Annotated in this window: 22 protein-coding genes; 7 read left to right on the forward strand and 15 right to left on the reverse strand. The window is 60.8% G+C overall.

What is annotated here, in order from left to right; translation table 11 throughout:
* Positions 1-64 precede the first annotated feature (64 nt).
* The 9 genes from tolB to ruvC form a co-directional block, all read right to left on the reverse strand.
* The gene (gene tolB / locus P2081_RS02880) at positions 65-1,402 is read right to left on the reverse strand and encodes a Tol-Pal system beta propeller repeat protein TolB (protein WP_278921357.1); all 1,338 of its coding nucleotides are present in this window, start codon (positions 1,400-1,402) and stop codon (positions 65-67) included.
* Positions 1,403-1,538: 136 nt separating this feature from the next.
* Positions 1,539-2,687 (reverse strand): energy transducer TonB, encoded by a 1,149-nt coding sequence (locus P2081_RS02885; RefSeq protein ID WP_278921358.1) that lies wholly within the window; start codon positions 2,685-2,687, stop codon positions 1,539-1,541.
* Positions 2,688-2,702: 15 nt separating this feature from the next.
* Entirely contained in the window at positions 2,703-3,203 is a 501-nt protein-coding gene (locus P2081_RS02890) for an ExbD/TolR family protein (protein WP_278921359.1), read from the reverse strand.
* A gap of 3 nt (positions 3,204-3,206) precedes the next feature.
* Positions 3,207-3,902, reverse strand: a complete 696-nt coding sequence (tolQ, locus tag P2081_RS02895; protein WP_278921360.1) for a protein TolQ — start codon at positions 3,900-3,902, stop codon at positions 3,207-3,209.
* Positions 3,903-4,079: 177 nt separating this feature from the next.
* Positions 4,080-4,466, reverse strand: coding sequence for a tol-pal system-associated acyl-CoA thioesterase (gene ybgC / locus P2081_RS02900; protein ID WP_278921361.1), 387 nt, complete (start codon positions 4,464-4,466; stop codon positions 4,080-4,082).
* Between the two features lie 108 nt (positions 4,467-4,574).
* Positions 4,575-5,210 (reverse strand): hypothetical protein, encoded by a 636-nt coding sequence (locus P2081_RS02905; RefSeq protein WP_278921362.1) that lies wholly within the window; start codon positions 5,208-5,210, stop codon positions 4,575-4,577.
* A 151-nt stretch (positions 5,211-5,361) separates the two neighbouring features.
* Positions 5,362-6,393, reverse strand: a complete 1,032-nt coding sequence (gene ruvB / locus P2081_RS02910) for a Holliday junction branch migration DNA helicase RuvB (RefSeq protein WP_278921363.1) — start codon at positions 6,391-6,393, stop codon at positions 5,362-5,364.
* Positions 6,394-6,463: 70 nt separating this feature from the next.
* Positions 6,464-7,156, reverse strand: coding sequence for a Holliday junction branch migration protein RuvA (gene ruvA, locus P2081_RS02915; RefSeq protein ID WP_278921364.1), 693 nt, complete (start codon positions 7,154-7,156; stop codon positions 6,464-6,466).
* A complete protein-coding gene (gene ruvC, locus P2081_RS02920) occupies positions 7,153-7,650 on the reverse strand; it encodes a crossover junction endodeoxyribonuclease RuvC (protein ID WP_278921365.1) in 498 nt (165 codons plus the stop codon). Before ruvC ends, ruvA begins: the two co-directional genes overlap by 4 nt.
* Before the next feature lie 348 nt (positions 7,651-7,998).
* On the opposite strand from ruvC, the gene P2081_RS02925 reads away from it, so the two are divergent.
* Positions 7,999-8,217, forward strand: coding sequence for a DUF1127 domain-containing protein (locus tag P2081_RS02925; RefSeq protein ID WP_278921366.1), 219 nt, complete (start codon positions 7,999-8,001; stop codon positions 8,215-8,217).
* A 326-nt stretch (positions 8,218-8,543) separates the two neighbouring features.
* Here P2081_RS02925 and P2081_RS02930 read toward each other — a convergent pair whose 3' ends face one another.
* The 4 genes from P2081_RS02930 to P2081_RS02945 form a co-directional block, all read right to left on the reverse strand.
* Positions 8,544-8,888 (reverse strand): hypothetical protein, encoded by a 345-nt coding sequence (locus P2081_RS02930; protein WP_278921367.1) that lies wholly within the window; start codon positions 8,886-8,888, stop codon positions 8,544-8,546.
* Positions 8,889-8,992: 104 nt separating this feature from the next.
* Positions 8,993-9,865, reverse strand: a complete 873-nt coding sequence (locus P2081_RS02935) for a 50S ribosomal protein L11 methyltransferase (RefSeq protein WP_278921368.1) — start codon at positions 9,863-9,865, stop codon at positions 8,993-8,995.
* Between the two features lie 101 nt (positions 9,866-9,966).
* The gene (locus tag P2081_RS02940) at positions 9,967-11,202 is read right to left on the reverse strand and encodes an MFS transporter (protein WP_278921369.1); all 1,236 of its coding nucleotides are present in this window, start codon (positions 11,200-11,202) and stop codon (positions 9,967-9,969) included.
* A 9-nt stretch (positions 11,203-11,211) separates the two neighbouring features.
* Positions 11,212-11,349, reverse strand: coding sequence for a hypothetical protein (locus P2081_RS02945; RefSeq protein WP_278921370.1), 138 nt, complete (start codon positions 11,347-11,349; stop codon positions 11,212-11,214).
* A 36-nt stretch (positions 11,350-11,385) separates the two neighbouring features.
* Here P2081_RS02945 and P2081_RS02950 point away from each other — a divergent pair, with 36 nt between their 5' ends.
* Positions 11,386-12,459, forward strand: a complete 1,074-nt coding sequence (locus P2081_RS02950) for a YeeE/YedE family protein (protein ID WP_278921371.1) — start codon at positions 11,386-11,388, stop codon at positions 12,457-12,459.
* A gap of 21 nt (positions 12,460-12,480) precedes the next feature.
* Here P2081_RS02950 and P2081_RS02955 read toward each other — a convergent pair whose 3' ends face one another.
* Positions 12,481-14,676, reverse strand: coding sequence for a primosomal protein N' (locus P2081_RS02955; protein ID WP_278921372.1), 2,196 nt, complete (start codon positions 14,674-14,676; stop codon positions 12,481-12,483).
* A gap of 97 nt (positions 14,677-14,773) precedes the next feature.
* On the opposite strand from P2081_RS02955, the gene fsa reads away from it, so the two are divergent.
* The 4 genes from fsa (at position 14,774) to P2081_RS02975 (ending at position 18,867) form a co-directional block, all read left to right on the forward strand.
* The gene (gene fsa, locus P2081_RS02960; protein ID WP_278921373.1) at positions 14,774-15,427 is read left to right on the forward strand and encodes a fructose-6-phosphate aldolase; all 654 of its coding nucleotides are present in this window, start codon (positions 14,774-14,776) and stop codon (positions 15,425-15,427) included.
* Positions 15,428-16,018: 591 nt separating this feature from the next.
* Positions 16,019-16,729, forward strand: a complete 711-nt coding sequence (locus tag P2081_RS02965; RefSeq protein ID WP_278921374.1) for a DUF484 family protein — start codon at positions 16,019-16,021, stop codon at positions 16,727-16,729.
* 99 nt (positions 16,730-16,828) lie between these two features.
* Positions 16,829-17,770, forward strand: coding sequence for a tyrosine recombinase XerC (locus tag P2081_RS02970; protein WP_278921375.1), 942 nt, complete (start codon positions 16,829-16,831; stop codon positions 17,768-17,770).
* 404 nt (positions 17,771-18,174) lie between these two features.
* Complete coding sequence (locus tag P2081_RS02975) at positions 18,175-18,867, forward strand: CDP-alcohol phosphatidyltransferase family protein (protein WP_278921376.1); 693 nt, start codon at positions 18,175-18,177, stop codon at positions 18,865-18,867.
* A 142-nt stretch (positions 18,868-19,009) separates the two neighbouring features.
* Here P2081_RS02975 and P2081_RS02980 read toward each other — a convergent pair whose 3' ends face one another.
* Positions 19,010-19,462, reverse strand: coding sequence for a methylated-DNA--[protein]-cysteine S-methyltransferase (locus P2081_RS02980; RefSeq protein ID WP_278921377.1), 453 nt, complete (start codon positions 19,460-19,462; stop codon positions 19,010-19,012).
* 209 nt (positions 19,463-19,671) lie between these two features.
* On the opposite strand from P2081_RS02980, the gene P2081_RS02985 reads away from it, so the two are divergent.
* On the forward strand, positions 19,672-20,055 hold the full coding sequence (locus P2081_RS02985; protein WP_278921378.1) for a hypothetical protein: 384 nt from the start codon (positions 19,672-19,674) through the stop codon (positions 20,053-20,055).
* Positions 20,056-20,066 lie beyond the last annotated feature (11 nt).

The raw sequence follows: 20,066 nt of genomic DNA on the forward strand, positions 1-20,066 counted from the left end.
CGGGGTCGATTCTATGCAGGTCTTCTGTCTTGCCTTTTGCCACCGGATCACGCCGAACTGTGCCTTATTGCTGTAGCGGCGACCAGGCCGGATCCGAGGCCCCATCCGGTGTGCGCACCGGTTTGAGGTTGCGCCCCAGAATATCCACCGAATATAGCAGCGCCCGACCATTGGCCCCCTGGGTTTCACGAGTAAACATAATCACCCGACCATTTGGCGACCAGGTTGGACCTTCATCCAGAAATGACGCCGTAAGCAGGCGCTCTTCGCTGCCATCCACCCGCATCACGCCAATATGGAAACGCCCCTTGTTCTGTTTGGTAAAGGCGATGAGATCACCGCGCGGCGACCAAACCGGTGTACCGTAGCGCCCCTTGCCAAAACTGATCCGGCGCGCTTCGCCGCCCGAGGCGGCCATCACATAAAGCTGCGGCGAGCCGGAGCGGTCGCTTTCAAACACGATCTGGCTGCCATCGGGCGAATAGGAGGGGGCCGTCTCGATCGAGGGGGCATTGGTCAGACGGGTGCGGCTGCCAGTAGCAATATCCATGGTATAAAGATCGGTATTGCCGCCTTCGGCCTGCGAATAGACCACCATCTTGCCATCGGGCGCAAATCGGGGGGCAAAGCTCATGATGCCATTGTCCGCCGACAGGACCCGCCGCTGCACCTTGCCAACATCCAGAACATGGATTTGCGGAAAGCCACTTTCATAGCTGGTATAGAGCACCCGATCTCCAGTTGGCGAAAACCGCGGCGCCAGCACCAGGGCTGCGCTATTGGTCAGGTATTGCACTTCCGCGCCGTCATAATCCATGATTGCCAGACGCTTGCGGCGGTCATTCTTGGGGCCGGTTTCGGAAACAAACACAACCCGGCTGTCGAAATAGCCGCTCTCGCCGGTGATCCGGCTATAGATGGCATCCGCCACCTTGTGCGCCATGCGCCGCCAGCCATCGGTGGTGCCACTGAATTGCAGCCCCGCCCCCAGCTCCTTGTCGGCAAAGACGTCATAGCCGCGAAACCGCACCGTCAATTGCTTGCCATTGACCGACACCGCCCCGGTGATCAGTGCCTGGGCATTCACCGCTTTCCAATCGGCAAATTTCACGGGCGCGTTAAAGTCGCTCACCGTTGAGATATGCGCCGTTGCGGGCACTTCGCGGAACAATCCGGTGCCGTTCAGGTCCGCCGCGATTACCCGGGTTATCTGATTGGCCAGATCGGCCGCAGCCGGGGTTTCAGCCAGGAAATCGGGCACGGCATAGGGCAAGGGCTCGATCACGCCATCGGTGATTTCGATCCGCAGGGGACCATTCTGGGCCAGGGCTGCGCTGCCGGATGTCAGCAGCGGTGCCGCCAGCAGAAGACTTGCCACCAGGGCTGTCAGTTTGCGCCTCATTTGCCTCGCGTCCTTTCAGAAATGAATGTCATGTGAGTATTGGATGGTCCGCGCCGGGATGCGGCAGGCAAACCGCCCGCCCGTTTCCCTGTGTCATAGCCGCGCCCAGCCTGCGGCGCTGTCACTTTTTCGTGTCTCATTTGATACGCATCTTTTCAGGGTTAAATGTCATCACGATGTCGCGCCAGTGGTCATATTTATCGCCTGGCAACTGAAAGCCATCACTACCGCAGCGGATGATCGCCCGCCGCGCCGACTCATAGGCCTGCCGCGCCGCGCCGCTGGATCCACCAGTGCTGGATACCATGCGAATGGTTCCGACCTTTGGGCGGCCATCTCGTTCCAGGCTAACCGCAACCTCGACAGTGGTCTTAAGCGCTTCAGAAGACAGCGAGCCGACATTCCAGCACTTGGAGACCGACACCCGCAGGGCCTCTTTTTCCCCCAGGGTCAGCGGCGGGCCAGAAGGTTCAGGCGCTGCCACCTCGCCGCCGCCTGCAATGGCCGCCGCAAGCGCATCCTCAATCGCCGAAGACTGCGCCTCGTCTTCCGGCGCCTCCGGTGTGGTTTCAGCCACCTCTGTTGCGGGCTCTGGCGTCGGCGTGGGCCTGCGGGGGCGCGTTTTGGGCCGTACCGAAGTCACAGGGGCAGTCACGGGCGGCGCGGGCTCGGCCTCGTCGCTCTCGTTTGCTTCGGTGACAATCCGGTCGCTGGCCGCCTCGGGCGCAGTGGCCTCTTGCACCTCTTGCGCAATTTCAGCGCCCGCGTCAGGACTCACTTCCGGTTGCACCAGATCATCCAGCGCCACCTCTGGCTCCGGTGCCTCTACCGGGACCGGGGCGACACGATCCGCCGGGCGGAGCGCTTCAGGCTCTGTTGTGTCCGGCAGCGGCGGCAGCGGCTCTGCCGTTTCTGGCGGCACCACCGGATCGGGCAGGCTGTCGCTCACCTCTGGCTCCGGTTCGGGCTGAGGCTCAGCGGGAACCGGGGCCTCCACCTCTGGGATGGCGGTGCTTTCGGGGGGCGTCACATCGGGGCGGTCCGCCGGGCGCATTGACACCTCCGGCGGCTCTGGTGCGGGGTCTGGCGCGGCTAGGCTGCTTGGGGTTTCGCTTACATCGGGGGCCTGGGTTTGCTGGCTAAGCTTGGCAAATTCCGCCGCCGAAATCACCGCGACCTCCTGCACCTTGATGGGCAGGGGTTCCGACGAAAACCAGCCGCCCAGGGCCGCCCAGCTCACTAGAAACCCGTGTGCTGCAAGGGAAATTTTGGTTCCGGTCTGCACGCTGCGTGCCCCCGCCTATTCCGTCGCGCCGACTGAGGCACCATCCGTGGCGCCACCGTCCAACGCAGGGCCCGCCGTGTCCGTGACCAGCCCGACATTGGCAAAGCCCCCGGCATTCAGCGCCCCCATGACCTGCATCACGTCGCGGTAGGAAATCGCTCCATCTGCGCGCAGATAGACCCGGTCAGAGCTCCGCTCCGCCGCGATGGCCCGCAGTTTGCCCACCAATTCTTCGCGTGCAACTGGCGTCGTCTGGATCTGGATTTCACCACCGGCGATCATGGTAACCGTCAAGGGCTCTTCCTGTTCGCTCGGCAGGGCGCCTGCAGCGGTTTTGGGCAGATCAACCGGCACGCCAACCGTAGTCAACGGTGCCGCCACCATAAAGATGATCAGCAAGACCAGCATGACATCCACAAAGGGCGTCACATTGATTTCGCCCATCGGCTTGGCCCGATTGCGACGCCGTCCACGACGGCGCCCACCAGAGGAAGACTGTTGTACAGCGGCGCCCATGGATCAGGAATCCAACTGGCGGCTGAGGATAGTGGCAAATTCATCGGCAAAGGCTTCATAGCCGCCAAGGATGCGATCACTATCGGCGCTCAGCTTGTTATAAAATACCACCGCTGGAATCGCCGCCAGCAACCCCAAGCCAGTGGCCAAAAGCGCCTCGGCAATACCAGGGGCAACCACCGCCAGATTGGTGCTTTGCTGCTGCGCGATCTCGATAAACGCGGTCATGATCCCCCAGACAGTCCCAAACAGCCCGACAAAGGGCGCGGTTGATCCGACGGTTGCCAGCACCGACAACCCGCTTTGCAAATTTTCGGTTTCTTTTGCAATCGCCACATCCATGGAGCGGTCAATTCGCGCCTGCGCCCCAGGAATAAGGCCGCCATCACTGCGATGGCTGCGACGCCATTCGCTCATGCCTGCGGCAAAAATACGTTCTGAATGACCGGAGGGCTCCGGGCCCAGCTGTTCGAACAAGCCATCCAGCGGCTCTCCGGACCAGAACGCCTGATCAAACCGGGCAGCCTGCCGACGGGCACGGCGATAGTTGATCTGCTTCTGGATAATGATGCCCCAAGACCAGATCGAAGCCCCGGTCAGCAACAGCATCACCAGTTTCACGGTAAGGGTGGCCCGCGCGAAAAGACCCCACATAGAGAAATCAATCTCTTGCGCCAACGCCAGAGTTTCTGCTTCCATTTGCCTGCTCTATCTCTGCCGGATCGCTCCGGTCTTGCTCGTTTTCGCCCTACTGCCCCCCAAAAGGGGAAGCACTGCGCCTTCAGCCCCGAGCCGTCTGTTGCGGCTTTCATTATCGCGAGGCTAGCTCAGTTTCATGCCAAAAGCCAAGCAAACAACGCGCCCAGGACCGGAATGTTACAGCAATGCGCGAATCTCTGCCGGAAGCCGGGTGGGCCGACCAGTATCGGAGGCAACACAAACGGCGGTGACAGTGGCGCGAAACAATACAGCCTCCCCCCGCTTGACCAGCTGCGCCATGGTCAGCCGCGCGCGGGAAAGGTTAAGCACCTCGGTCTCGATGGAAAGCAGGTCATCGTATTTGGCCGAGGCCAGATAATCCGCCTCTATCCGTTGCACGACCCAGATCACGCCAGCGTCCCGCATTGCGTTCTGGTCATTGCCCAGACCGCGCACCCAATCGCTGCGGGCACGTTCAATAAAGCGCAGATAGTTGGCATGATAGACTATGCCACCCATGTCAGTGTCTTCGTAATATACCCGAACCGGGAAGATATGCGGCATCAAAGAGTATCCTGTTTCGTCGCGCCACCCTAGAATTCGCCGCCCCGGCCCGCAAGCCCGGCGCGGATCAGGCGCGGATCACTGCTCTGCCCCGACATGTTGCCCCGCCTACCCCTGCAGCCGCGCAAACAGCCGCAGCGCATGCGAGGCATCATTGGCGCTGGGGGGCATCATGCGATCATAGCCCGCCGCAATAATGGCGGCAATTTCGGGGCGCAGAATGGTTGCGCCGGTGTCTGGCAGGATCGCCAGCGGCGAGGTCTGGGCAAAGGCCTGATCCGACCACAACAGGATGATTTGAGTTGCCTGGCTCAGCGCTAGAGTTTCGGCTGGCAGTTCCGCCATGGCACCCTGCATCCGCAAAAAAACAAAGCTGGCCTGGATCGCCCCTGTGTCATCGAATCGAAAGGCACGGTACTGGCTGGCATCCGCCGCCTGCAGTCGCGCCACCAGCGGCGCAAGATCCGGGATCAGGCGATCCAGATCGGGCACATCCAGCAGCTCATCCCAGTTGCGGAAGAAAAAGAACATGAGGTTGGATCCCAACTCAGGATCGGTCTCTGCCATGGGCTGCCCTGCAAGGGTCGCAACGGCTTCAATCGCCCCCTTCACCACCTTCAGGGTTTCGTCCTGCACGCCAAAGACAATTGGCGCAATCGGGCGCCCCCAGCGGGCAAACCCGTAAGAGCCATCGCTGCGGGTGAACAGTGCTTGGATTTCTTCCGGCGTCAGATCCAGGGACATGCAAGGGCTCCATCAAGGCTGAAACATCGTAATGCGGGCTTATGCCTGCTGCCGCGCCAAACGACAAGGCACCACCCCGCCCCGCCGACCAAGCTGAGCAACGAAAGGGAACGGGGCAGCGAGCAGCGGCATGGCTGCTGATGATCGCGGTTTAGCCGAACAAATCCGTTGCCCGCTGCGGCGGGGCAATGCCGAGGTGAGTCCAGGCTTTTTGTGCCAGCATCCGCCCACGTGGCGTGCGCTGAATCAATCCCTGTTGCAGCAGATAGGGTTCGATTACATCCTCCAGCGAATCCCGGCTTTCACTCAAGGCGGCTGACAGGGTTTCAATCCCCACCGGCCCGCCGCCGTAGTTTTCCGCAATAAGTCGCAGATAGCGCCGATCCGCGCCATCAAGCCCCAGATTGTCCACGCCAAGCCGGGTCAAGGCCCCATCGGCAAGGTCTCGGGTGATATGCCCGTCGCCCTCCACAACCGCAAAGTCCACCACGCGGCGCAAGAGCCGCCCGGCGATCCTTGGGGTGCCCCGCGCGCGCCGCGCGATCTCACGGGCGCCATCGTCATCGGCCGGGGTGCCGAGCTTGCGGGCATTGCGCCGTACAATCTCAAACAGCTCATCCACCGTGTAAAACTGCAGCCGGGTTGGAATGCCAAACCGGTCGCGCAACGGCGTGGTCAGCAGCCCCATACGCGTCGTTGCCCCCACCAGGGTAAAGGGCTGCAGCTCGATCCGCACGGTACGCGCGGCGGGCCCTTCGCCAATCACCAGATCCAGCTCAAAATCCTCTAGCGCCGGATAAAGGATTTCTTCGACCACTGGATTCAGCCGGTGAATTTCGTCAATGAACAAGACATCGCGCGCTTCCAGATTGGTCAGGATCGCCGCCAGATCCCCCGCCTTGGCCAGTACCGGCCCCGAGGTCATGCGGAAGTTCACCCCCAGTTCGCGCGCCACGATCTGCGCCAGCGTGGTCTTACCCAGACCGGGCGGCCCATGAAACAGCGTGTGATCCATTGCCTCGCCGCGCCGCCGCGCACTTTCGATAAAGATCCGCAGGTTGGCGCGGGCCTCGGCCTGGCCGATGAATTCGCTTAACCCCTGCGGACGCAGGGCGCGATCCCCCTCCCCAGAACTGTCTTCGGGGATTGGTTCGGGGCGCAGGGTCGGATCCGCATCGATCATGGCAGTTGCCTCTCGCGGCGTTGCACGTCTTGACGGTCGGCGGGCACGGTTGGGTCAGGCATCTCCGCACTCATCCCTTTGGCGCCAAGAGCCGCAGGGCGGCGCGGATCAGCCCGGCCTCATCCGCCTCTGGATTCTCGCCTGCGGCAGTGGCCACAGCAGAAGCCGCATCGCCAGGACTGTACCCCAGGTTGCCAAGCGCCGAGAGCGCCCCTGCCGAAGCAGCTGCCGCGCCTGCGGGGTGCTTGGCGACTGATTTGCGCGCGGCCTTCTTTGCTGGGGTCGGATCTGCCGGTTCAACCACCGCGTCAAGATCCACGCCCTCCATCGCCTCGGGCAGGGTGCCGCCCAGAGCCATGACGCCGGGAGCCTTGTCTTTCAAATCCAGCACGATGCGCTGCGCAGTCTTGGGGCCAACCCCCTTGGCCGCCTTGACGCTGCCCCAGTCGCCCAGAGCAATCGCCCGGCCAACCCCATCCGGCCCCAGGGTGCCCAGGATTGCCAGCGACACCTTGGCCCCGACCCCCTGCACCGAGGTCAGCAGGCGGTGCCATTCTTTTTCCACCAGGGAGGTAAAGCCAAACAGTTGCATCAGGTCTTCGCGCACCACCAGATCAGTATAGAGCGCAACAGGTTCGCCAGCACCGGGCAACTGCATCAGGGTGCGCTCCGAGCAATAGACTAGATAGCCCACCCCGCGCACATCAATCAGCACGTGGTCGCTGGCGCGATACTCCAAACGCCCTGTCAGTTTGCCAATCATGCCCGCGCCTCCCTGAGCTGCCTTTGCTGGGTGCCCCCGTAATAGGCGTGACAAATGGCAATCGCCAGAGCATCCGCCGCATCTGCCCCTTTTGGGTTGCTGCCCGGCAGCTGCAGCTTGACCATATGGATCACTTGCTCCTTGCTGGCGTGCCCCACCCCGACAACCGTCTTTTTCACCCGGTTGGGTGCATATTCACCCGTTGGCAGCCCGGCCTTGGCTAGGGTCAACAGCGCAACACCACGTGCCTGGCCCAGTTTCAGCGTCGCCACCCCGTCCTTGTTGACAAAGGTCTGTTCGATCGCTGCCTGGTCTGGCTGATAGGTTTCTATGACCTCGGTGACCTGATTGTGCAGTGACAAAAGGCGTTCGCCCAGATCATCGCCATCCGACGTGCAAACACCGTTGGCGACATGGCTCAACCGGCTGCCCTGTGATTCGATCACCCCCCAGCCAAGGTTGCGAAGCCCCGGATCAATTCCCAAAATACGCATGTGCTGCCCGGCCTTTGCCTGAGTGTTCGAATTATTTTTCCATCAAATAGCACAAAACGCGAACATGTCCAATTGCTTTCCCAAGGTGCCCGGATTGGGAAAATACCAGAATCCTGTTCCAAAACCGACCCTTTGCGACAGGTGTCGCGACATTTTCCGGCCCTATATTAACAAGGGAAAAACTGCCTTATTTTGTCATGTTCAAGATATGCATTTTGCACATGGAACACATGCAAATTTCGCTCTTGCCTGGCGGAAAATTCGTCTCTAGAGCCGGAATCCGTAACAACACAATGCTGGAAATCGCCAGCGCAGAAGCACGTTCACTCAAATAAGAAGGATGAGGATATGGCTGCATTTGACACCACCCGCACCACCTATGGCTCCACCGGCCTGTTTGGCCGTATCGGCACATATTTTGTCGCGGCAGCCGCCGCCGTAATGTCCTGGAGTGACGCCCGCACGGCTAAAAAGACCCTTGGAGCATTGACCGACCGCGAACTGGCAGACATCGGTCTGTGCCGCGGCGACATCGAAGATATCGCGGCAGGCAAGCCCGTCTTTTAAGGCCGCCGCCGTTCAGGTAAAACCCGGCAAGAGCGGTCCCTTTTGCGGGCGACCCGCTGCATACCGAGCAAAACAAAACCGCCGCGCGCCAAACAGGCCGCGGCGGTTTTTATATGCGAAACCGGCGTCGAACCGGATCTGCGCAAACCCAGTCCTGCCTGCATACCGACCGTATTGTCATTTAGGTGCTGCAGCCCCTCTGCCCTGTTTGACTGGCCCCTGCAGACTGCAATCCTATCAGACCGCACCTCCGGCAGACGGGCAAAGTGATGGTTTCGCGTCTCTGCCCCGGCGTCACCGCCAAACGGGATGGAACCTGGCCGATCTCAGCGCAGGATGGGGCCCATTTTCTGCGCCCCCCAAGTCGAAACCGGATCCGCCTGCATCAGCACCGCGCCCAGCTTTTCAATCATGGTGCCAGAGGCCAGTTTATTCACCCGCTCATCATAGCTGGCAAATCCGACGGCCGCCATCAGGAAGGCCTTGAAGATCAGAAAACCGGTCAATATCAACAGGAAAACACGGCCAGAAACCCGCGAACGGAGCCTGCGTGGCTCCACAATGATAAGCCCATCCGATTGGACACGTGCAGTATAGCCCCGTGAAAAAGCAGCGTGTTTTGTCTGCAAACGGGCCACACGGCCGTGAAACTCTTTATGTTGAACAGTCATAAACTTGCCCCGAACTGGCCCCCACCAGCGGATGAAAGTTTATAGAACTGAATTAAGGCAATTCCAAGGCAGTTGCCTAAAATCTAACTTAATCCTTCGTAAAATTAGACATTTCGCTGCAATAGCAGGGTCGTCCATTCACCAATCATGTCGCGACGCACAAGATTGGTTCCATTTTCGGCATAAGCCGCAATCACACTTTCGGCCTGTTCGTTCAGAATCCCCGAAAGAATAGCGTATCCGCCTAGCCGCAGATTGCCACAGAGATCCGGCGACAGGGCCACCAGCGGACCTTTCAGGATATTGGCAAAGATCAGATCATAGGGGGCCGCCGCCTTCAGGCCCGGATGGTCAAAGCCGGCAGCTTCCAGGCAGGTGACAGCCCCGGCCATGCCATTCGCCTTGAGATTGGCCTCGGCCACCTCTACGGCAACCTCGTCGATATCGCTGGCGATGAACTCTCCCTGCCAGACCCGTGCGGCGGCCATGGCCAGAACGGCGGTGCCGCAGCCAATATCCGCCACCTTGGCACCGGTAAAGCCCTCGTCGATCAGATGATCCAACGCCTTGAGACAGCCCAGCGTTGTGCCATGGTGGCCAGTACCAAATGCCATTGCCGCCTCGATCAGCAGAGGGATACGCCCCTCGGGCACGGTCTCGGCATCATGGCTGCCATAGACATAAAACCGCCCGGCTTCGACGGGGGCAAGTTCGCGGCGCACATGCGCAACCCAATCGGTTTCCGGCAGCTCTGACACGGCAAATTCCTTGGCACCATGCATGCTCGCCAGCAGGGCAAGGCCGGCCTGATCGGGGGTTTCGGTGAAATAGCCACCGACTTCCCATAGGCCAGAGCCATCTTCCATTTCAAAAACGCCAACACCTGTGGGTTCGGGGATCAGATGTTCCATCGCCGCGCCCAAGGCTTCCGCCTGAGGTTTTCCAGGCAGGGTGGTCAAAGCGGTAAAGGTCGGCATGTCAGATCTCCATCAGGGCTGCCAAGCGCCTAGGCCCAAGCTTTGGCAGGGTCAAGACCAAAGCTCTTTCACAGCCTCTGACGAAAGGTCCCGGCCTGGCCTTATTCTGCCGCTGCTGCCAAGCGGAACTTGGCAAAAATCGTTTCATTTCCTGGGCTGGGGTGACGCGGGATCAGGCAGGACAGGCCCAACGACAGCAGCGCCATCAGGGCGGCCAGCACAAAGACCAGCGCCGGCGACACCACCCACAACAGCCCCAGCAGAACCGGAAGAAACACTGCAGCAATATGGTTGATGGTAAAGGCCACCGCCGCCGTTGGCGCAATATCTGCCGGATCGGCAATCTTCTGGAAATAGGTCTTGAGCGCCAGCGCCAAGGCAAACAGCACATGATCCACCACATAGAGGCAGGCCGCCAGCAGCACCCCCCAGCCAAACCAATAGATCCCGCCATAAAGGGCAAAGACCAGGGTCAGCCCGGTATATTCGATGACCAATGTCCGGCGTTCGCCAAAATAGGCGACAAAGCGCCCCAAAAGCGGTGCCACCAGAATATTGATCACCAGGTTGATCAGAAACAGGCCTGTGACCTCATGCACGTCAAAGCCAAAACGTTCAACCATCATGAAGCCGGCAAAAACGACAAAGATCTGGCGCCGCGCCCCGGCCATGAATTGCAGCAGGTAATACAGCCAATAGCGCCGCCGCAGGATCAGCTTCTTGTTCTGTGGCGTCGGTGAATCGAACTGCGGATAAACCAGCAGGCACAGCAGAGCAATTGCTGTGGTCACACCGCCCGCCGTCATGAAGACCAGGTTATAGCTTAGATCGAAGGTCTCCCACAGCAGCACGATCAGCCCATAGACTACCAACGTCGAGGCCGACCCGGTGGCGATAAGCCAGCCAAGCATCTGTGGTGCACGGTCCTTTGGCAGCCATTGCAGCTGCAGAGACTGGTTTACCGTCTCGTAGTAGTGAAACCCGATCGAGCTCAGCAAGGTGATCATCAAGATCCCCCCGAGCGAGGGAAACCAGCCTGTCAGCATGGTGGCAATGCCCAACATCACCAATGAAATCAGCCCCAGCACCTGCTCGCGTACAAACAGGATGATGGCGATGACCCCCACCGCCAAAAAGCCGGGGATTTCGCGTACCGTATGCAACAGGCCAATATCAGCCCCGTCAAACTGTGCCACCTCGATGACAAAGTTATTGAGCAAGGCAAACCAGCCATTAAAGGCAATGGGCATGCAGATCGCCATCACAAACAGCAATGTGGTTGGGCGACGCCATAGCGGCAGATCATGGGCCGCCTCCAGGGAAAGAGGTGTAGTCATGGATGCGGTTTACGCCTCTTTCTGATCCAGCGCGAGTGCAAAGACATCGCGCACATAGATCGCTGCATCCGCGCACAGCAGGCGGAACAAGCCCCGCCTGCCTGCAAACTGATCTGCATCAAGGTTGCCCGCATCAGTTTCACGCATATGATTTATTGAATTCTTCTGGGAAAGGGCCAAGGCATGGATTTGCTTCTGCTGATAGAGACCCTGGCCGAACGCCTGGGCGAAGCGCCCTTGGCGGCGCTCTTTGGTCTGGTGACCGGCGTCACCTTTGGCATCGCGGCCCAGCGCTCTCGGTTTTGCCTGCGCGCTGCCACGGTGGAATTTGCCCGCGGCCAGCTGGGCGATCGGATGGCTGTCTGGCTGCTGACCTTTTCCACCGCCGTGGTCTGGGTGCAGATGGCCGAGCTTTTGGGCCTGATGCACAGGGCAGACGCCCGAATGATGGCAGTGCCGGGCAGTTGGTCTGGTGCCATCTTGGGCGGGCTGATCTTTGGCGTTGGCATGGTGCTGGCCAGGGGCTGTTCAGGGCGGCTTCTGGTGTTGGCCGCTACTGGCAATCTGCGCTCAGTTGTCTCTGGGCTGATCTTTGCCGTGGTGGCCCAGATGAGCCTCTCTGGCATGTTGTCGCCGCTGCGCGACACACTTGCCCAGCTCTGGGTTACCACGGGCGGGCGCAATATGGATTTGCTGGTGGAATTTGGCCTGCCCGACTGGGGCGGTCTGGCACTTGGGCTGGCCATCGCGGCTCTTGCGCTGGCACTGTCGCGGCACAATCGGATTAGTGCGGCGCGGCTGGTCTTTGCCTCTGGCGTCGGCTTTGCCGTGGCACTGGGCTGGGTGCTGACCTATGGGTTGAGCCAGGTTGCCTTTGATCCGGTGCAGATCGAAAGCGCCACCTTCACCGGACCCTCGGCGCATACGCTGATGTTTTTTCTCGACCGCAATGCCGTTCTGGATTTTGACATCGGCCTGGTTCCCGGCGTCTTTATCGGCGCGATGCTGGCGGCCTGGTCTGCGGGCGAGATGAAATTGCAGGCCTTTGACGATACCGCAACCATGCGCAAGGCGATGATGGGCGCGGTTCTGATGGGCTTTGGCGGCATGTTGGCCGGTGGCTGTGCCATTGGCGCAGGTGTCACCGGTGGATCCATTTTTGCTGGCACCGCCTGGCTGGCGCTGTTTTGCATGTGGATCGGGGCAATGGCGACAGATCTGCTGATTGATCAGCGTCTCCAGCCCGCCACAGCCTAGGCTTTGCCTCGTCCCGGAGGTTTAGAAAAAGTTCTGCGGGTCGATATCGATGCTGAGGCGCAGATCGCCCTTCATGCGAAAGGGCTGGATCCACCGGGTCAGGGCCACCTGCAACGGCACCCCCTTGGCCGCCTTGACCAGCAACCGCACCCGGTGACGCCCCCGCACTCGGGCGATCGGCGCAGGCGCCGGGCCGAATAGCTGGGCTCCAACCTGACGCAACGGGCCATCGTTGCGCGCCAGCGCATTGCCCAGATCAAACACCTGCGCCAGATCCGTTCCTGACAGGATGATCCCCGCCATGCGCCCATAGGGCGGCACCCCGGCTTCGCGGCGCTGTGCCGCTTCGGCCGCCCAAAAGGCCTCTTCGTCGCCACTCAGGATCGCGCGAATAACCGGATGTTCCGGCTGAAAGGTCTGCAATAGGGCCTCTCCGGGGCGTTCCGCGCGCCCCGCCCGCCCCGCCACCTGGCGCATCAGCTGAAAGGTGCGCTCTCCGGCCCGCAGGTCAGAGCCCTGCAATCCAAGATCCGCATCAATCACCCCCACCAGGGTCAACAGGGGGAAGTTATGCCCCTTGGCCACCAGCTGGGTGCCCAAAATGATATCGGCCTCTCCGGCGGCAATTTCTTCGATCCGCGCCTTCAGCGCCCGGGCTGATCCAAAAAGATCAGAACTCAGCACCGCAATGCGCGCCTGCGGGAACAGCGCTGCGGCCTCTTCTCCCAACCGTTCAATACCCGGCCCAACCGGGGCCATCTTGCCCTCCACCTGACAGGAGGGGCAGACCTCGGGGATCGGCTTTGTCTCGCCGCACTGATGGCACATCAACCGCTTCATAAAGCGATGCTCCACCATGCGCGCATCACAATTGTCACAGGCCACCTGCGCCCCACAGGCGCGGCAGATGGTCAGCGGCGCAAACCCCCGCCGATTGAGGAACAGCAGCGATTGTTCGCCCCGGCTGATCCGATCCTGCATCGCCGATTTCAGGCGCGGCGAAATCCAGGTGGCGGGGGCAAGATCCTCGTTGCGCATATCCACAGCGCGCATCGTGGGCAGCACGGCGGTACCAAAACGCGCGGTCAGATCGACCCGTTGATATTTTCCCGCCTCTGCATTGGCCCAGGTTTCCAGGCTGGGCGTGGCCGAGGCCAGAACTACCTGCGCCGAACACATGGCCGCACGCAGCACTGCCATATCGCGGGCATTATACAGCACCCCCTCTTCCTGCTTGTAGGCGGTGTCGTGTTCTTCATCGACAATGATCAGCCCGAGATCGCGAAATGGCAGAAACAACGCCGACCGCGCGCCGATCACCAGCTGCGCGTTCCCCTGCCCCAGCATTCGCCAGACCCGGCGGCGTTCTGTCATGGTGGCACCGGAATGCCACTCGGCGGGGGTGGCCCCAAAACGCACCTCGACACGTTTCAAAAACTCCGCCGTCAGGGCAATTTCAGGCAAGAGCACCAGCGCCTGGCGCCCCTTACGCAGACAGGCCGCAACCGCTTCCAGATAGACCTCGGTCTTGCCCGACCCCGTCACCCCCTTCAGCAAGGTGGTGCCATAGGCGCCGCTTTCGACGCCCGCCGCCAGGGTCAAGGCCGCGCTGGCCTGATCCGCTGTCAGCTCTTTGCCAGGGCGTGCGGGGTCCAACACAGGATAGGGCAAATCCCGAGGGGTCTCTTCCTCGCGCAGCGTCCCCTGGGTCACCAGCCCCTTGACTACCGAAGGCGTCACCCCGGCCATGTCGGCCAGCTCTTTCGGGGTAAAGGCCATGGAGGCGAACTCATCCATCACCGCAAGCACCTTGCCACGGGCCGGTGTCATCCGGTCGGGTTCCTTATCGCCGAGACGCAGCACCCGGCGCATCGACGGCGGATCTGCCAGCCCCGGCGCGCGGGTAGCCAGCCGTAGCATCGCCGACATCGGCGTCAGGGTGTATTCGGCGGCCTTGCCTAGGAACTGGCGCATCTCTTCGCGCATCGGTGCCACATCCAGCACCCGATTGACCTGCCGCAGCTTGGCCGAATCAAAGTCACCGCCCCCCGCGCCCCAGATAACCCCCAGAACCTTGCGCGGCCCCAGCGGCACCTCGACAAAGGCACCGCGAAAACAACCGCCCTCGGGGGCGCGATAATCCAAAAGCCGATCAAGAGGTTGCGCGGTCAGTACAGCCACCCTGTCGCCCTGATGGAAAAATTCCTGCCCGCTCACCTGTACCGCCTCCAAACCTCGGGGCTTTTTAATGCCTGCGCCATGCGCTAAAGGCTAGCGCAATCAAGGCCAAACTTTCCCAAAAGGATCCCTGCCGATGAAATTCTTTGTAGATACCGCCGAAATCGACGCCATCGCCGAGCTGAACGACCTTGGAATGGTAGACGGTGTAACCACCAACCCCTCGCTGATCAAAAAATCCGGCCGTGACATTATCGAGGTCACCAAAGAGATCTGCGCCATGGTCACCGGCCCCGTCTCTGCCGAGGTCACCGCGACAGACGCCGAGACCATGATCGCCGAGGGCCGCAAGCTGGTCGAAATCGCCGAAAACATCGCCGTCAAAGTGCCGCTGACATGGGATGGCCTCAAGGCCTGCAAGGTCCTGTCCGATGATGGCCATATGGTCAATGTGACGCTCTGCTTCTCGGCCAATCAGGCGCTGATCGCCGCCAAGGCCGGCGCCACATTCATTTCACCCTTCATTGGCCGCCTCGACGATATCAACCTAGACGGCATGGAGTTGATCAACGATATCCGCCAGATCTATGACAACTATGGCTTCGATACCGAAATCCTCGCCGCCTCGATCCGCTCGGCCAACCATATCCTCGACAGCGCCCTGATCGGTGCCGATGTGATCACCGCCCCCCCTGCCGTGATCAAATCACTGGCCAACCACCCACTGACCGACAAGGGCCTGGCAACTTTCCTGGATGACATCAAAGCCGCCGATATCAAAATCCTGTAAGGATATTGCGCATACGCCCACCGGTATGAACTTGGTGATGGTGGCTCCAACAGATCGGGGCCACCACCGCGCGGCTCGACAATCGCCGCATCCCGCCTCGGCGCCCTGGCCAGCGCTTGGCAATCAACGATATCCGTTGACCCAGATCACGAATCATCCAGCCCATCTCTGACAGGTCTCATTGCCAGCCCAGTCGCTGCCTTTTTTTGCTTTTTCGGGGTCAAGGGGCGCGCAAGCGCCCGCGCCTCTGGCGCGGCTTGCCCTTGAGGCCGCAATAGCCCTTATAGACTTGCAAAGGCGCGTTTAGGGGCAGTCCAGCCCCTAAACCGCTTCTCAGCCCCTGTCTTTTGCGCCGGGCAAAGCCCGGCGCCCGGCCCAACCGGGGCAAGGGATCTTTGATCCAGCCGCCCTGGGCGGGAGCGCCCCCTTGCCCTGTCCCAGCCCCATACAGAACCGTTCCGCCCTCCCGCAATCGACCCTCTGGCGCTGCGCAGGGCCTTTAGGCCTTTTCCTGCCCGTAAGGATTTTTTAGCCACTTTGCCGCAAGGCCTGTGTTATACCCTAGGCCAAACGCCCAATAGAGGTTCAAGAATGAGCAGCACAACAGCCAAACTAGACGCTCCCCTGCGCGATGCAATTCTGGCAAAGCCAGACGCGGTTCTCGAAGATCAGGGCCTGATGGATGCCCTGGTTTCGGCCAGTGATCGTGCCATGGGGGCCAATATCGTTGACCTGCGTGGCATTGCGATGGAACGTATGGAGGCACGGCTGGATCGGCTGGAAGATACCCACCGTTCGGTGATTGCAGCGGCCTATGAAAACCTGGCCGGCACGAATCAGATCCACCGCGCAGTTTTGCGCCTGCTGGATCCTGTCGATTTTCCCGGATTTTTGCACACACTCAACACCGATCTGGCAGAGATCCTGCGGGTAGACTGCGTGGCACTCGTGCTGGAAACGCATCAGGATGACGGCACCGCCGCGGCTGCGCGCATGGGCGAAGTGCTGAAAGTCGCCGCCCCTGGCTTTGTCAACTACTACGCCGATACCGGGCGTGGCGATCCACAGCGCCGCGTTCTGCTGCGCCAGCTGCAGGCTGGCACGGACAGTGTGTTTGGCGCAAAGGCGCAGGACATCCGATCAGAGGCCTGTCTGAGGCTGGACCTGGGCACCGGACGCCTGCCGGGGCTCTTGGTGCTGGGATCCGCGGATCCCAACCAGTTCACCCCGCAGCATGGCACTGATCTTCTGACCTTTTTTGCCGGGGTATTTGAACGCAGCATGTGCCGCTGGTTGTCCTGATCCCTGCAGCCTGGAGACACTGTACCATGGGCACACGGAAACACTGGTACAATAAGAACTGGCAAACAAACATGACGGCTTCCATATGAAGGGCCCCGCATGAAGACGACAGACGCCGCCCCTTCTCTGATTTCCCCCGCCGGCCGCGACGCCTTGCAGCTGTGGCTACAGGGGCTTAGCGCGCTCGAAGGGGCTGCGGCCAATACCATCAACGCCTATCAGGGGGACCTGACTGGGTTTCTCAGCTTCATGACCACCCATAGCGGCGCGCGTCAGGGACTGGGCGCATTGGCGCAGATCAGCACTTCGGATATGCGGGCCTGGATGGCACAGGAGCGCAACAGCGGCACTGGCCCGCGCTCTCTGGCGCGCAAGCTTTCGGCGGTGAAGAGCTTCTATCGCTGGCTGGCCGAACGGGAAGGGTTTGAACCGACAGCCGTCCTGGCGGCACGCGCCCCCAAGTTTCAAAAGAAATTGCCGCGCCCCCTCGCAGAAGATGCCGCCCGCGCGGTCTTGGACACCGTCGAGATGCAATCGAGCAAAAGCTGGGTGGCTGCACGTGATGTGGCTGTGGTCACCCTGCTCTATGGCTGTGGCCTGCGTATCTCTGAAGCGCTGGCACTGCCCGGCAGCGCAGCGCCACTGCCAAACAGCCTGCGCATAACAGGCAAGGGTGGCAAGGAACGACTGGTGCCGGTGATCGCAGCCGCCCGCAGTGCCGTCGACCGGTATCTCGCCCTGTCGCCCCATCCGCAAGAAGACGACAAGCCGCTGTTTCGTGGCGTGCGCGGCGGGGCGCTGAACCCCCGCCAGATCCAGACGGTGATGGCCCAGACTCGCGCCCAGCTGGGCCTGCCGGCCAGTGCCACGCCACATGCGCTGCGCCACAGCTTTGCCACCCACCTGCTGGAAGCGGGCGGAGACCTGCGCGCCATCCAAGAACTGCTGGGGCATTCGTCACTGTCGACGACCCAGGCCTATACCGCGGTGGATACCGCCCATCTGATGGCAGTTTACAACCGCAGCCACCCCAAGGCGTGACTCGTCATCAGCGGCCTGGCATCAGCGGCCCGTCTACCCCCTGCCCCGGCACCCGCTAAAATTTGAGCTAATATTCACGCGGGACTGCATGAGTGGTTAATCCCTTCACCCGTATCTAAAGGCACCCGATGCTCCAGAAAGGATGCCAAAAGATGACATTTGAAACGCTCTCGCTTCATCCTGCCCCAGCGGCGCCTTCGCCTGCACCCTCGCAGATCCGCTTTCCCCAGATGCCACACAAAAACCGCAGGCCCGACCTACCGGCTCCAGGCACCAGCCGGGCCAGAATGGTGCTGCGGCAGGCACAGTTGAATGCAAGAAAACTGCTTCAGGCCCACGACGAATCGCCCGTTTGGCTGCACTGAAGCCTTGCAGCCGCGGATGAAATTCGCCATCACGGGGGCATGACACCACAGATCCGCGCCCTCTCCGTTCACCTTCTCACCGCAACAGGCGCTGTTTTTGCCATGCTGTCCATGCTGGCAGCCGTGGACGCCAAATGGAGCCTGATGTTTGTCTGGCTGGTGGTTGCCTTTGCGGTGGATGGTGTCGATGGCCCGCTGGCCCGCCACTATCAGGTGAAACGCTATGCGCCGCAGTTTGACGGCGTCTTGCTGGATCTGATCATCGACTACCTGACATATGTCTTCATCCCGGCCTTTGCACTGTTCAAATCAGACTTGATGTCGGGATGGACCGGCTGGTTTGCGATCATCGTCATCACCTTTGCCAGCGCAATGTATTTTGCCGATACCCGGATGAAGACCAAGGACAATTCCTTTTCCGGATTTCCCGGCTGCTGGAATATGCTGGTGCTGGTGATTTTTGCGCTAGAACCCAATCACTGGACCATTCTGGTACTGGTAACGCTACTGTCTGTTGCCATGTTCCTGCCGCTGAAATTCATCCATCCCGTCCGCACCGAGCGTTGGCGTCGCCTGTCGCTGCCCATCGCGCTGGCCTGGACCTTTTTTGCCGGTTGGGCCGCCTGGGTCGATTTCCATCCTGAAAGCTGGGCGCATTGGGGGCTGATTGTGACCTCGATCTATCTGGTCTTTGTTGGCATTGCCCAGCAGATCATCCCCGAAAAACGCTAAGCACCCGGCTCCGTACCGCGCCCCCTGCGAAACAAGCCTGCCGCAAGCAAAGCCGCCCAGCCCGGGCCGACAGATCCCACTCTGTGATCCGGTCCGGGCGCTCTTTTCCCCAAGTCTTCACCGGGCGTGGCATTGTGCAGCACTATATCAGCAGACCGGCGGCACCTTCGTGTTTTAGCAGGGCAACCTTGGTTTCAACCCCGCCCCGGCCGGAAAACCCACCCAGACCATTCGCCCCCAGCACCCGATGACAGGGAATGATCACTGGAATGGGGTTGGCCCCACAGGCATTGCCTATTGGCTGTGGTGGCGCCTTGAGTACCCTGGCCAAATCGCCATAGGTTCGGGTTTCTCCCAGTGGGATTTGCCGCATGGCGTCGCAGACCGCGCGCTGGAAATCAGATCCCGCGACGTGCAGCGGTAGATCAAAGATCTGCAATTCACCAGCAAAATAAGCCTCTATCTGTTCAACCGCCCGACGCAGCAGCGCCGTGTCATCCGCCCCGCCCCACTGCCAGCCCAGCCCGGTGATAGCACCGTCTGCTTCACTCAGGCACAGGGGGCCGACGGGGGTATCAACTGTCGCTGAAGGCACCTTGGCATTCTCCACATCACTTACAGTGAATCATGTTAACCACGCAGATCTGCCAAAGCACAGTGCAAACCTTTGCAGGGTATCCCACCGCGACAAGAGACACATTCGTATAGGTCCTATCCTGATTTCCCCTTCCGGTGACCCAAGGGGAGGATATGGCTTTATTAAAATTCAGTTAAACTGAGGGAGTAACAACAAATAGGTGTATCATGTTTTCGGCGATTGGGTCCGGCTTTCACGGCAATAGCGTAGCAGCGTCTTATAAGGCAGGTGTTCCGGCGATGGATGCAAGCCTGAATGAGGGTAAGTCCCAAGGCTGGAATCGCGCCATCCAGCGCCAGACCGCGCTGAGCGGCGGCGTCTCTCCTGTCTCCGGCAAGTCAGCGGCCCATTCCCCGAACCGGTCTCCGGGTCCGGCGTTGGATGCTGCCCGCGATCAGGCGCTGGGACGCGGTCGCTATAGTGAACAGGCCTTGATGGCGCATTTCCTGGTTCAGGCGTCGAGCTATGCCCCCGGCCCCAAGCCCGCCAGCAGCCTGATCGCAGAGCGCGCATATCGCGACGCCCGCAGTGCTATTGCGGTGACCAGCTGAGCTCCGATCCC

Origin of the sequence: Pseudophaeobacter profundi, assembly GCF_029697505.1 — a bacterium.
Lineage (GTDB): Bacteria > Pseudomonadota > Alphaproteobacteria > Rhodobacterales > Rhodobacteraceae > Pseudophaeobacter > Pseudophaeobacter profundi.